Source organism: Streptomyces sp. NPDC020996, from assembly GCF_040641355.1.
In the GTDB taxonomy this organism is placed as follows: Bacteria; Actinomycetota; Actinomycetes; order Streptomycetales; family Streptomycetaceae; genus Streptomyces.
This window is the reverse complement of the sequence record NZ_JBFADM010000014.1, coordinates 138559-151912: the sequence shown is the minus strand read 5'-3', so window position 1 is coordinate 151912 and position 13354 is coordinate 138559. Positions and strand designations below refer to the sequence as shown.

General features: G+C 74.5%; 7 protein-coding genes. 5 read left to right on the top strand and 2 right to left on the bottom strand.

Annotated elements, in window-relative coordinates; genetic code table 11:
* Positions 1–153: 153 nt before the first annotated feature.
* Positions 154–2019, top strand: a complete 1866-nt coding sequence (locus AB0G63_RS13470) for a GAF domain-containing protein (protein WP_360749008.1) — start codon at positions 154–156, stop codon at positions 2017–2019.
* Between the two features lie 42 nt (positions 2020–2061).
* On the opposite strand, the gene AB0G63_RS13465 is transcribed toward AB0G63_RS13470, so the two are convergent.
* Complete coding sequence (locus AB0G63_RS13465) at positions 2062–3450, bottom strand: MFS transporter (RefSeq protein ID WP_360748990.1); 1389 nt, start codon at positions 3448–3450, stop codon at positions 2062–2064.
* A gap of 299 nt (positions 3451–3749) precedes the next feature.
* Between AB0G63_RS13465 and AB0G63_RS13460 the strand changes: the two genes are divergently transcribed.
* The 4 genes from AB0G63_RS13460 to AB0G63_RS13445 all read left to right on the top strand — a co-directional run bounded on the left by AB0G63_RS13460 (position 3750) and on the right by AB0G63_RS13445 (position 9910).
* Complete coding sequence (locus AB0G63_RS13460; RefSeq protein WP_360748987.1) at positions 3750–4787, top strand: sugar-binding domain-containing protein; 1038 nt, start codon at positions 3750–3752, stop codon at positions 4785–4787.
* An 8-nt stretch (positions 4788–4795) separates the two neighbouring features.
* Positions 4796–5455 carry a type VII secretion system-associated protein gene (locus AB0G63_RS13455; RefSeq protein WP_360748984.1) on the top strand — a complete coding sequence of 220 codons (660 nt, stop codon included), beginning with the start codon at positions 4796–4798 and terminating at the stop codon, positions 5453–5455.
* Positions 5452–8589 carry a hypothetical protein gene (locus tag AB0G63_RS13450; RefSeq protein WP_360748981.1) on the top strand — a complete coding sequence of 1046 codons (3138 nt, stop codon included), beginning with the start codon at positions 5452–5454 and terminating at the stop codon, positions 8587–8589. The genes AB0G63_RS13455 and AB0G63_RS13450 overlap by 4 nt, the downstream gene beginning before the upstream one ends.
* Positions 8590–8656: 67 nt before the next feature.
* Complete coding sequence (locus AB0G63_RS13445) at positions 8657–9910, top strand: hypothetical protein (RefSeq protein ID WP_360748979.1); 1254 nt, start codon at positions 8657–8659, stop codon at positions 9908–9910.
* A 63-nt stretch (positions 9911–9973) separates the two neighbouring features.
* Here AB0G63_RS13445 and AB0G63_RS13440 read toward each other — a convergent pair whose 3' ends face one another.
* Entirely contained in the window at positions 9974–13297 is a 3324-nt protein-coding gene (locus AB0G63_RS13440; protein ID WP_360748976.1) for a right-handed parallel beta-helix repeat-containing protein, read from the bottom strand.
* Positions 13298–13354: the final 57 nt, after the last annotated feature.

The following is a 13354-nucleotide window of genomic DNA, read 5'->3' as shown; positions in this document are numbered from 1 at the left end:
AGCCGACGGGCGTCCCCGAGCCCCCGCCCCGGTCCGGCGACCGCCGGTGCCGAACGCCCCGGCCCGGCGACCGCCGCGGCCGGACGCCCAGGTCCCGCGACCGCCGGCGCCGAACGCCCCGCCCCGGCGACCGCCGGCGCCGAGACGCCGTTCCTGGAACTGCTGGCCAGGGGCGCCTCCGCCGACGCCTACGAGCAGCCGGTGCTGCTCGCCCGCGCCGAGGGGCGTCCCGCGGAGACGGTCGCCGCGCTCGAGCACGCCAAGCTGCTCGCCCTGCGGGTGCGCGCGGAGCTGGAGGGCCGGCGCCGGCGGGAGGCGGAGCTGTCGGCGCTCTTCGAGACCGCCCACGACCTGGCCGGCCTGCGCGACCTGGACGCCGTGCTGCGGGCGATCGTGCAGCGCGCCCGCTCCCTGCTGGGCACGGACGTCGCCTACCTGAGCCTGAACGACCCGGCGCGGGGCGACACCTACATGCGGGTGACCGAGGGCTCGGTCGCCGCCCGCTTCCAGCAGTTGCGGCTGGGCATGGGGGAGGGGCTCGGCGGCCTGGTGGCCCAGACCGCCCGCCCCTACGTCACCGACGACTACTTCAAGGACGCCCGCTTCCAGCACACCCACTCCATAGACGCGGGCGTGCGCGACGAGGGCCTGGTCGCCATCCTCGGCGTGCCGCTGATGCTGGGGCACCACGTCATCGGCGTCCTGTTCGCCGCCGACCGGCGGGCCCGGGTCTTCGAGCGGGAGCAGATCGCGCTGCTGGGCTCGTTCGCCGCGCTCGCCGCCGCCGCCATCGACACCGCGAACCTGCTGACCGAGACCCGCTCCGCCCTCGCCGGGCTGGAGCGGGCCAACGAGATCATCCGGGACCGCAGCGCGGTCATCGAGCGCGCCTCCGACGTCCACGACCGGCTCGCCGAACTCGTCCTGCGCGGCGGAGGGGTCCACGACGTGGCCGCGGCCGTCGCCGAGGTCCTCGACGGCACGGTCGAGTTCGCCGAGGCCGCCGCGGCCCCGGCCGCCGCCCTGGCGGCGTCCCGCGCGGAGGGCCACGCCGTACGGCACCGGGACGACTGGATCGCCGCCGTCGCCGCGGGCGGCGAGCTGCTCGGCGCGCTCGTCCTGCGCGGCCACCCCCGCCTCGACCCCGTCGACCAGCGCACGCTGGAGCGCGCCGCGATGGTCACCTCGCTGCTGCTGCTGGCCAGACGGTCGGCCGCCGAGGCCGAACAGCGCGTGCGGGGCGAGTTGCTGGACGACCTGCTGGACGCCCGCGACCGGGACCCCCGCCTGCTGCGCGACCGCGCCTCCCGGCTGCGCGCCGACCTCGACGCCGTGCACGTCGTCCTCGCCGCCCGCCTCGACGTCGTCACCGCGGACGCCGACCAGGCGGCGGACGCCCGGCGGCGCCTGTGGTCCGCCGCCTCGCACCTCGCCGCGACCCGCCACGGCCTCGCCGCCGCACGCGACGGCGGGACCGTCCTGCTGCTGCCGCTCACCTCCGGCGCCACCGCCACCGACCTGGCCCGCCGCACCGCCCGCGACCTGGGCACGGCGGTCAACGAGGCGGTCACCGTCGGCGCCTCCGCGCCGGTCGGGGACCTGGCCGGCCGCCCCGACATCGTGGCCGCGGCCTACGAGGAGGCGCGCCGCTGCCTGGACGCCCTGGCGCTGCTGGGCCGCTCCGGCGACGGCGCCGCAGCCGAGGACTTCGGCTTCCTCGGCCTGCTGCTCGCCGGGGACCGGGACATCGCCGGCTTCGTCGAGCGCACCATCGGGCAGGTCATGGCGTACGACGCGCGCCGTGGCACCGACCTGGTCCGCACCCTGGACGCGTACTTCGCCTGCGGGATGAGCCCCGCCCGCACCAAGGACGACCTGCACGTCCACGTCAACACCGTCGCCCAGCGCCTGGAGCGGGTCGGCCGCCTGCTCGGCGCCGACTGGCAGAGCCCCGCCCGCGCCCTGGAGATCCAGCTCGCCCTGCGGCTGCACCGGCTGTCCGCGCCCGAACGGGGCTGACCCCCGCACGCACATCGCGTACGAGGGCCGGTACCCGGAGGATCACACCGTGCGCGAGCCCTCCGCCGCCCGCGCCGTGGCCTGCTCCTCGCCGGCCGGGGAGGCCACGTCGGCCAGGTCCCGGTGACGCGTCTCCCGCGCCACACCCACGGCGACGAGCGTGAGCACGGACGCGGCGATGACGTACAGGGCGATCGGGGTCGAGCTGTCGTAGTCGGCCAGCAGCGCGGTCGCGATCAGCGGGGCCGGGGCGCCCGCCGCGACCGAGGCGAACTGGGCGCCGATGGAGGCGCCGGAGTAGCGCATCCGGGTCGCGAACATCTCGGAGAAGAACGCGGCCTGCGGCGCGTACATCGCGCCGTGCAGCACCAGGCCCACGGTCACGGCGAGGACCAGGCTGCCGAAGCTCGCGGTGTCGACGAGCGCGAAGAACGGGAACATCCACAGCCCGACACCGGCCGCGCCCAGCAGGTACACCGGACGCCGTCCCACCCGGTCCGACAGCGCGCCCCAGGCGGGGATGACCGCGAAGTGCACGGCCGACGCGATCAGCACGGCGTTGAGCGCGGTCTGCTTGGAGACGCCGGCGGACGTCGTCGCGTACACGAGGATGAACGCGGTGATGACGTAGTAGCTGATGTTCTCCGCCATCCGTGCGCCCATCGCCACCAGCACGTCACGCCAGTGGTGGCGCAGCACGGACACCAGCGGCAGCTTCTCCGGCTCCGCGTCGCGGGCCGCCCTGCGGGCCTCGGCGTGCGCCAGCGCCTCCTTGAAGACGGGCGACTCGTCGACGGACAGCCGGATCCACAGACCGACGATCACCAGCACGCCGGAGAGCAGGAACGGGATCCGCCAGCCCCACGAGACGAAGGCGTCGTCCGACAACAGGGCCGTCAGCGCGGACAGCACGCCCGTCGCGAGCAGCTGCCCCGCGGGCGCGCCGGTCTGCGGCCACGAGGCCCAGAACCCGCGGCGCCGCGCGTCCCCGTGCTCGGACACCAGCAGCACCGCGCCGCCCCACTCGCCGCCGAGCGCGAAGCCCTGCACCAGGCGCAGCGTGGTCAGCAGCACCGGAGCGGCGGTCCCGACCGTCGCGTGCGTGGGCAGCAGACCGATCGCGCACGTCGCGCCGCCCATCAGCAGCAGGCTCAGCACCAGCAGCTTCTTGCGCCCGAGCCGGTCGCCGTAGTGCCCGAACACCAGGGCGCCCAGCGGGCGGGCGGCGAATCCGACGGCGTACGTCAGGAACGACAGCAGTGTGCCGACCAGCGGGTCGGAGTCCGGGAAGAACAGCTTGTTGAAGACGAGCGCCGCGGCGGAACCGTAGAGGAAGAAGTCGTACCACTCGATGGTGGTTCCGATCAGGCTCGCGGCGACGATGCGCTTGAGGTTGGTCGGCGTCGGTGGAGCGGATGTTGCGGAGGCCATGTGCGCCACTTCCTCGTGTGCGGTGGGGACGGGTACGTGTCGGCACACCGTAGGAAGACGCAGGTCACAGGCGTATGTGTGGGGACTACATAGTTCTTGGTGGTGGAGTGCGTGCGGCCACCATGGAGACAGCGTTCGCGCCTCCTCGGGACATACATGATCCTCGTCGGTCTCAGTGGTCACTGACATCCCTGGTGTCACTTGGGTGTCACTTTCTTGTTATCTTTTGATCATGTCGTATGGATGAACTGGCCGCAGAGTGGCGTGAGTTGGCGAATGATGAAAGTGCGGTGAGTGGCATGGCTGAATCGGCTGAGGTGGCGGCGTTACCGGCGCCGATCGACACGCTGCTCGCCGCCGCCGTCGCCCGGCGCTTCTACCTGGAGCAGCGGTCGAAGGTGGAGATCGCCAAGGAGTTCGGCATCAGCCGGTTCAAGGTGGCCCGCCTCCTCGACGCGGCGGTGGCCCACGACATCGTGCGGATCGACATCACGGTCCCGGCCGAGATCGACGTCCCGCTGGGACGGGCGCTGGCCGAGCGGTTCGGCCTCCGCCACGGCATCGTTGTCACTTTGGAGCGGAACGAGGGCGGTACGGCGTCCCCCGCGGACCAGCGCCAGAGCGGCCGCTGGCTCGGCACGGCGGCGGCCCGGCTGCTCTCGGAGATCGCCGAGGAGGGTGACGTCCTCGGGCTGGACGGCAGCCAGGCGGTGGACGCGCTGAGCGAGGCGGTCACCCGGCTGCCGCTCTGCGACGTGGTCCAGTTGACCGGGGTGCACGGACGGGACCTCGCCCGCGACGCCGCGATCACCGCGGTCCACCGTATGGCGGCGGCGGGAGGCGGCAGGGCGTTCCCGCTCCACACGCCGTTCCTCCTGCCCGACGCGGCGACGGCCGCCGTCCTGCGCAGCCAGCCCGCCACCGCCGAGACGCTGGACCGGTTCGGCCGGGTCACCAAGGCCGTCGTCGGCATCGGCGCGTGGGATGCCCCGCACTCCCCGGTGTACGGCGCGATGTCCGAGCGGGAGCGGGAGACGCTGCGGGCGGCGGGAGCGCGCGCCGAGGTGGCCGGCCACGTCCTGGACGCCGCCGGCCGGCTGATGCCCACCGAGGTGAACGCCCGCACGATCGCGGTCGGTGCCGCCGGACTCCGCGGCATCCGGGAGTTGATCGGTGTCACGGCCGGTGGACGCGGCACCGGAGCGGTCCGCGCCGTACTGAGGTCCGGACTGCTCACCGGAGTCGTCACGGACGCCGCTACCGCGCGCCGCCTCCTCCGGCACGACGACCCGGACGACACGGTACGGACCGCGGTGGCGCCCCGATTCACCGAATGAGGACAGCGATGAGCCAGCAGGACGAGGCGCTTCCGCCCGTTCCGGACGACATACGTGAGGCGGGCCGCCTGGCCCCGGACCACTGGCTGGGGGTGGTCGACCCGATGTGGTCCGGAGCGGGGAGGCCCCCGGAGTGGGCCATGACCGGACGGTGGCGGTCCGGCCTCGACGGCGAGATCGTCGAATGGCAGGAAAACCCCGCATACCGGCTTTCCCCGCGTGCGCTCGGCTGGCCCGAACCGGAGGACGAGGTGGACCGCGCCGTCCAGTTCGCGTCGACCGGATACGGGCCCGGCGAGGCGGTGCCGGCCGCGCTGGTGGGGCGCGAGGTGGCCGTGCTGACGGCGCCGGGCGGCGGCCTGCTCAGTGCCGCGGCGCCGGACGGGACGCCGGTGGTGCCGGTGTTCACCTCGTCGGTGTTCCTGCACACCACCGGGCGCTTCGCCTTCGAGCTGGTCGGTGTGGAGGACCTTCTGAAGCGCGTTCCCGAAGGGCACGTGCTGTATCTGAACCCCTCGGCCGCGGTGAGCATGCTGCTGGACCCGGACGCGGTACGCGACGCGGTCCGGGACCGTACGGGGGAGCGGCCGCCCGCCGCCGCGCCCGCGGGCCCCACCGCGCGGGTTGTGACCGAGGCCGTTCACCCGGTCCGGGGGGCGGACGCGTGAGGCGCTGGTCTTCCGTGGTGCCGGGCCGGGGACGCAGGTCCGGCTCCGGTACCGGCCGACGGGGCACGGAACTCCCGGCCGACGGCGCGAACGGCACCGGAAACCGGGGCGTCGGCGGCCCGCCCGTCGAGGACATCGACGGCGTGCTGCTCGTGCGCTCGGTCGAGGACGACTCGTTCCCCTTGGAGGTGGTGGCCGAAGTAGCGGGCGCCGTAGGCAGGGAGAAGGACGTCGTCACGGTGATCGTGGGCTCCGCCGGGGGCGGGGCACCCGACGCCGACCTCTGGGCACGGCTGGGCGCGCTGCTGGACTCCCTCCGCGCGCGGGGCGCCGGGCGGGTCCGGCTCGTCATGTCCGGCGCCGGTGACGACCGGCCGGAGCAGCCCTGCGTCGCCCGCCGGATCGCGGACGCCTGGGAACTGGAGGTGACGGCTCCGGACGGGGCCGTCCTGATCACGCCCGGGGGCGCGCTCTTCGTCCACGGCGACTCCCGCCCCGGGTGCGGCTGGTGGCGGTTCGCGCCCGGTGCGAAGCCCCGGAAGCTGGGCAGGCGTGCCCCGGCGCCCGCCTGGGAGGAGGCGCTGGGCGCGGTGCCCGAGCGCACCGGTGGCTGTGTCGTGGACCGTGTGCCGGCGGGCGTGGTGATCCGCCCGGCTCAGGCACCGGGCCCGGCCCCCGACGACCTGTGCTACTCCGTGCCCGTCGACTTCGAGCGCCTCACGGTACTGGTCGGCGCCCCGCAGGCGGATGACGTCGCCGCCGGCGAGGTCGCCGCCGTCCTCGCCGGGCTGCCGGAGGCGCAGCGTGCCCGCGCCCGGCTCGCGCCCGGCGGCCGGCGCGATCTGCTGCGGCTCGGGCAGTCGGTCGCCGACCTGCTGGCCACCGAGGTGGAGGTTCTCACCGGCCTGCCCCTGCTGGACGACCACGCACCGCCCGGAACACCTCCCCGGCCCACGCTGGTCGGGCTGGACGGCAGGCCGAGCTGGCGGCCGTTCGTCCCGTCGGTGATCTGCGGGCCGGTCGACTCGAACGGGCGGGCCCCGGTACCCCGGCCGACGGCGGTGCACCCGCCCGACTGGCTGCTCGGCGGCGGCGAACGGGGGACGATACGGCTGACGGACCGCTGGCAGGCGACGGTGACCCGGGCCGGTCTCGCCCTGTGGGCACAGGACGGCCCCCGTCCCGGGCCGCTCGGACCGGCCGTCGACCCGGAGGCGTGCGCCATCGAGCTGGGCATGCCGGGACAGCCGTTGGACGGCTCTCTGCTGCCTGCGCTGTCCCGCCTCCTGCACGGCCTCGGGACCGATATCCGGTCCCGCACCACCTTGCTGGTCCGCGGCAGACTCCTGGCGGGCGACGGCGCCCTGCGCCGTCTGGCCGCCGAACACGGCGTACCGAACATCCGCTACGTCACCACCGGCCGGCCCCCGAGCCCCGGCGCGGCGGCCGGCCGGCCGGTCGCGACCGCGCAGCCCGGACGGGTCTCACGGTCCAGCGGCATGCCGCCGCACGAGTCCGGTACGGCAGTTGCCCTCCCGACCGCGGGGCCCGGGGTGCCGCCGCCCGCGCCTGCCGCGCGCCCGGATGCCCTTCAGGGCGGCGGGGCCGCCGAAGTGAGGGGTGTTGCCGACGGGTCTCCGGTGGCCGGGCCCGTTGCGCCCCCGGGTCCCCGCGTCGCGGACGGGGGTGCTCCCGGCCGGCCCGTCGCCGGTGCCGGGGTACCTGTGCCGCCGGTGTCCCTTCGGGGGGGTGGGCCGGTTCCCGCGCCCGATTCCCTCCTGGCCGGCGGGGCCGCCGAAGCCGATGCGGATGCCGCCGGCCCCGCGGGCGCGGTGGGTGCGCCCCCGGGGCCTCCTCCCAAGGCTGCCGAGCCCGGGGAGGCCGAGGCCGGGGCGGTCGTGTCCGGGGAGGCCGAGGCCGGAGAGACGGGCCCCGGGGCGGTCGTGTCCGGGGAGGCCGAGGCCGGGGAAACGGAGCCCGGGGCGGCCGTGCCCACCGCGTCCTCGGAGCCCCGTCCGCAGGCGCGGCTCGCTGAAGGAGCCGCGCCCGTCGCGTCTTCGGAGACCGGGGCCGATGTCGGGAGCAGGCAGCTGGCTTCCGCTCCCGCGGCGTCGCCGGACGCCGGAGCCGGTCCGGGAGCCTCGCGGCCCCGGTCGGCGGTCGCCTCCTCGGATGGGGTGCGCGCCGGGGCCGATGGCGGACCGGGCGTCGGCGGGCCTGGCGGACCGGGCGTCGGCGGGGCCGGCGGGGCGGGGCGCGCCGTTGGTGAGGGAGACGGTCCAGGGCCGGACGGTGGCCGGGCCGTGCGACCCGAGCCGGTGAACAGACCGCAGCGGCAGGCCGCCGAACCGCCCGCCCCGCACCGTGCCGTCCTCCCGTTCCTGCCCGGGCACGTCAGCGGGGCCGCGGAGCGTGCCGCGTTCAGGGACCTCGCCGCCGGTTCCTGGGAGGGGCACGCTGCCGCGGTGTCCCGGGTGCTCACCCGGATGCCCGCGCTGCGCGGTCACGAACTGGAGGCGGCGCGGACCGACCTCATCGCCGCGCACGCCTACCTCACCGCCGAAGAGGGGCCGCTGCACCACCGGGCGTTGATCCGGGACCTGCACACCGGCGAGGGGCGCCTGCTGCCCTACGCCGGCTGCCTGGCGTCCGGTCTGCGCAGGCTGCCCTCCTACCGGGGTGTGGCGCTGCGCGGCGGAGACGCGGACGGCCCCGAACCGGCGGTCGGTACGCTGCTGCACGATCCGGCGCCGGTCAGCGCCCTGGCAGGGGCATCGGCGCTCCCGGCCGGAGCCCCCGGGCGCTATGCGATCTGGTCCGTCACCGGACGCAAGGTGCGACAACTGCTCGACCGGCCGGGCGGCTCCACGGAGACGTACGAAGAGATCGTCTTCGTGCCGGGGACCGGCTTCCGCGTACTGGGGGTGCGGACCGCGCCCGAGGGCCCGTCCGTCGTGCTGCTGCGCGAGCTCCCCGGGAACGCGACCGCCTACATGGACGGGTCGGAGGAACTGAGCGGGCTGGACCTCAGGGCCCTCGCGCACCTTGAAGAGGCACTCGCCAAGGGCTTCCGCGCCGGCGACGTCCCGCAGTGGCCGGAACGCTGTTCCGGGCCCGTCGGCCAGGACGGATAGCGAGCGGGTACCGCATCGCGCGCACGCCCACCTGTCACTCCACAGTCCGTACAGATCGAGGAGAACGATGGCAAGTCAGAACAAGCCTCCCACTTCCGAGAGGCCCGACGGCAGGGGCGGTTCGTCCGTGCGCAGAGCCGTCTCCCTGGGGTCGGCGGCGGCCGACCCCGGCCCGATGCTGGCACCGGCCGCGCGGCGTACGGCCGCACCGGAGCCGGGTCAGGACGGGGCCGAGGGAGCGGAGAGGGCGCGCTCGGCCCCGATGACCCCGGACACCGCCGAGAGCGAGGCCGCCCCCGAGGCGCCCGCCGCCATCGGGGAACCGGCCGCGACGGCCGGCGCGTCGGTCGCGTCCGCTTCGCAGGAGCGGCCGGAAGCGGAAAGCGAGAGCTTCGCCGGCCCGGCCACCGCGGTCCGGGCCGTCGCGGAGGCCGAGGCCCGCGGCCTCGGCGGAACCGCCGCGGACGGTGCCGGTGCGGACGATGCCGGTGCGGACGGACCGCCGTCCGGGAACCCGAAGAAGCCTCTGCTCGCCGCCGCCGGCATCGCCGGCGTCGTCCTCCTCGCGGTGCCGCTGCTGATCTGGGCCACGGACGGCTCGCGGCAGAAGAAGGACCACGTGGCGGTGGCCGACGGGTCCGACACGCTGCTCGAAGAAGATCCCCTGGAATTCCCGAAGGGCGACTACTCCCCGGCGGAGCCGACACCGCGGCCGTCGACCGGGAAGCCGTCCGCCAAGCCGAGCCCGGCTGCCCACAAGGCGGAGACGGCGCCGAGTTCGGCCCCGGCGAGCAAGCCGGCCGAGACGCCGAAGAAGGCGGCGGCGAACCCGGTGAAGGAGAACAAGGCGCCCAAGCTTCCGCCGAACACCGCCGCCTACGCCGTGCAGCGGCTGGCCGCCTCGAACCCCGGCCGGCACATCTGCTACCGGGTTCACATGAAGAGCGTGGGCTGGACCGACCCCGTGTGCGACGGGGCCACCGCGGGCCAGGAGGGCAAGGGACATCCCATCACGGCCATCAACGTCGCGGTGGCTGACGCGAAGAAGGTGAACGGCAACGAGTTCGTCCAGAAGGACGGCTGGACGACCGGGTGGTCGGGCGCGGTCGACGGGACGGACCTGGTCCTGGGAAGCGCCGCCTCGAACGCGCCGAACCTCAGCGGCTTCACCATCGGCGTCGACTCGGGCACCGCCTGCCAGAACCACAAACTCGGCGGGCACGGCTGGGGCGGCCTGGCGTGCGAGTCCTCCCAGGGCTGGATCTTCGGCGGGTCGACGGAGCCGCAGTACTGGCTGGAGGCCGTCAGGTTCACCGTCTGAGGGCGCGGCAGCGCGGCGAACGCCCGCCGGCGTCAAGACCGGCGGGCGTTCGCCTTCAGGCGGTCACAGGGCGGCCTCCCGTCGCAGTGCCGACGGCAGATCCTCCGGCAGCAGCGTGGTGAGGTCGGCGAGGCTGGGCGAACTCACCCCGCCCAGCCGGCGGGCCTGGCTCGTCATCATCGTCTCCAGCAGACGCCGGGCGAGCCGCGCGTTGCCGAAGGACCGGTCGCGCGGGATGGCGTCCACATGGGCGCGCAGCGCGGCGACGGTCGCTTCTGTGCACTCGTATCCGAGGGCCGCGGCGTGCCGGGACACGATGGTGACCAGCTCGTCCGTGCTGTAGTCCTCGAACGTCACGAACTTGGAGAACCGGGACGTCAGGCCGGGGTTGGAGGCGAGGAAGCGCTCCATCTCCTCGGTGTATCCGGCGACGACGACCACGATCTCGTCGCGGTGGTCCTCCATCAGTTTCAGCAGGGTGTCGACGGCTTCGCGGCCGAAGTCGTTCGACGAGCCCTCGGGGGTGAGGGTGTAGGCCTCGTCGATGAACAGCACCCCGCCCAGCGCGCTGGTGAAGACGTCCTTGGTGCGCTGGGCGGTGTGGCCGACGTACTGGCCCACCAGGTCCGCCCGCGCCACCTCCACCAGGGAGTCACGGGGGAGCACCCCCAGCGAGTGCAGGAGCTTCGCGTACAGCCGGGCGACGGTGGTCTTGCCGGTGCCGGGCGGTCCGCTGAAGACCAGGTGGTTGCTGATCCGGGGGGCGGGCAGCCCCGCGGCGATCCGCTGCCGGGCATTGGTGAGCAGACTGACCAGGTCGGCGACCTCCCGCTTCACGGCGGCCAGCCCCACCATGGCGGTGAGTTCGGCCATCGGGTCGGAGGCGTCGCCGGTCTCCTGCGCCGTACCGCCGACGGCCGCCGCCTCGGCGTCGCCGACGTCCTGCGGCAGCAGCAGCGTCAGGTCGCTCTCCGCGGGGTCGGGCATGGCCGCGAGCCGGAGCGCCTGCCGGTCCACCATGTCCTCGAACACGGCGCGGGCCGCACGCCCGTTGCCGAAGGTCGCGTCGCGCGTCATCCGCTCGAAGCGCACGACGAGGGCCTCCCGGGTCAGCGGCCCGAGCTCGAACTGGTGCCGGTGGCAGAGGCTCTCGGTGATCGTCACCAGTTCGTCCACCGCGTAGTTGCCGAATTCGATGGTGCGGGTGAACCGGGAGGCGAGACCCGGGTTGGCGGTCAGGAACGACTCCATCTGCTCGGAGTAGCCGGCCGCCACCACGACCACGTCGTCGCGGTGGTCCTCCATGAGTTTCAGCAGGGTGTCGACGGCTTCGCGGCCGAAGTCGTTGGACGTTCCCTCGACGGTGAGGGTGTAGGCCTCGTCGATGAACAGCACCCCGCCCAGCGCGCTGGTGAACGCCTCGGTGGTCTTGATGGCCGTACCGCCGATGACCTGCGCGACGAGATCGGCGCGGGCGACCTCGACCAGGTGTCCGCTCCTGAGCACGCCCAGGTCGGCGAGGATGCTGCCGTAGAGGCGGGCGACGGTGGTCTTGCCGGTGCCGGGCGGTCCGGCGAAGATCAGGTGCCGACTCATGGACGGGACCGGCATGCCGAGCCGGCGCCGGCGCTCCGCCAGCTGGTTCAGGTTGACCAGCGTGTTCACCTGGTGCTTGACGTTCTCCAGACCGACGAGCGCCTCCAGTTCGGCCAGCGGGCCCTCGGGCTCCGGCTCCCTGCCGGACCCGCCCGGAGCGCCGTCCTCGCCGGCCGTTCCGGCCGACTCGCCCCAGCTGTCCGGCAGGCCGTTGTCCGCGCTGGTCAGCAGTTCGACCGTGAGGCGCTCGCCGGCGCGGCTCTGACGCAGTCCCGCGCCGCGGTTGTCGCGCACGACGCACCGGGTGACGTCGACCGGTTCGGCGCTGTCGACCCGTACGCCGTCGCCGGTACTGCCGGTGATCTCGCAGGAGTCGAGGACGGCCCGGCCGCCGCGCGACACCTGGACGCCGTGGGCCCCCGAACCGTGCACCCGGACCCGCTCCAGGATGATCTCGGCGCCGTCCCCCACGCCGACCCCTGCCTCGGCGCTGTCGCCGATCTCGCAGTCCCGCAGGGTGCCCCGGCCGCGTTCGCCGACGAGGAGGCCCGAGCGGGCGGCGGAGCTCAGCACGGTGTCGCTGATCTCGGGAGCGGAGTCGTCGTCGATGCTCAGCGCGCAGCCGCCGGCGGACTCGACCTCGCAGCGCTCGAGCCGGCCGCGGCCGTCGTCGGTGAACTCGACGCCGTGGCCGCCCGCGCCGGTGATCCGGGCGTGACGCAGCAGCGGGTCGGCGGCGGAGCGCACCGAGATGCCGACGCCGGCCGCGTCCAGGACCTCCAGGCGTTCGAACTCGGCTCGGGAGTCGTCCGTGAGCTGCACCGCCCCGGCGGTGTCGGCGCAGTCGCTCACCACGGTGTCCCGCAGCAGGGGGGCGCTGCCCTCGACGACCCGTACGGCGGCCTCGGCGGAGCCGTGGAAGGAGCACTGCTCCAGGGTCCCGCGTGAGCGGTCCAGGACGAGCAGCCCGCTCTTCTTGGTACGCCGGGTGACACACCCGCGCAGCAGCGGGTCGGCTCCGCCGGAGATCACGATCCCGCTCTGGGAGACGGACTCGAACGACGTCTCCTCGATCTCCGGGCGGGACATGCTCGTCACCAGCAGGCCCACGGAGGCGTGGTGCACGGCGCACCGCAGCACCCGGGTCGAGCTGTGGCCCTCCAGGGCGATGGCGGGCTTGTCGGTGCCGGAGATGTCGCAGCCCTCCACGGTGCCCCGGGCCTCGCCGCTCGCCAGGACGCCGTTGGCCCGGGCGCCGCGGATGCGGCAGTCGCGGACCAGGGGTCCGGCGGTCTCGCCGATGACCACGGCGGAGGTGCCGAAGTTCTCGAACGTGCAGCCCTCGACGACGCTCTCGGACTCCGACGAGTCGACGAGCCCGGCGCCGCCGGGGTTGCTGATCCGGCAGCCGCGGGCGGCCAGTGAACCCTTGCCGCGAACCAGCAGCGCCGTCCATCCGGCGCCGGTCACGGTGCAGTCGTCGAGGGCGACCTGACCGGCCGGTACGTCCACGACCGCGGCCTCCTTGTCGCGGCCCTGGAGAGTCAGGGAGCTGATCATCACGGCGTCGGCCATGAGGGTGACGGCGGTGCCGTCCCGCGGGCAGAGTTCGACGGTGCCCGCCTCGCCCTCGCCGACGATCGTCACCCGGTGCCTGATGACGAGGTTCTCGGCGTAGCGGCCGGGACGGACCCGGATCACCGCCCCGGTACGGGCCTGGGACAGTGCCTCACCGATCGTCCGGAAGCCGTCCGACCGTTCCGGGCCAACCGTGAGTATGTGACGTGCCACGCCTCGAACCTCCTTGTGCTGTGCGGTAGTTGGCGTTGTGCGCCGTACATCTTGTGT

Coding starts and splice junctions, on each gene's coding strand:
- AB0G63_RS13465 (WP_360748990.1), bottom strand. CDS start 3,450: ATGGCCTCCGCAACATCCGCTCCACCGACGCCGACCAACCTCAAGCGC.
- AB0G63_RS13460 (WP_360748987.1), top strand. CDS start 3,750: ATGGCTGAATCGGCTGAGGTGGCGGCGTTACCGGCGCCGATCGACACG.
- AB0G63_RS13455 (WP_360748984.1), top strand. CDS start 4,796: ATGAGCCAGCAGGACGAGGCGCTTCCGCCCGTTCCGGACGACATACGT.
- AB0G63_RS13445 (WP_360748979.1), top strand. CDS start 8,657: ATGGCAAGTCAGAACAAGCCTCCCACTTCCGAGAGGCCCGACGGCAGG.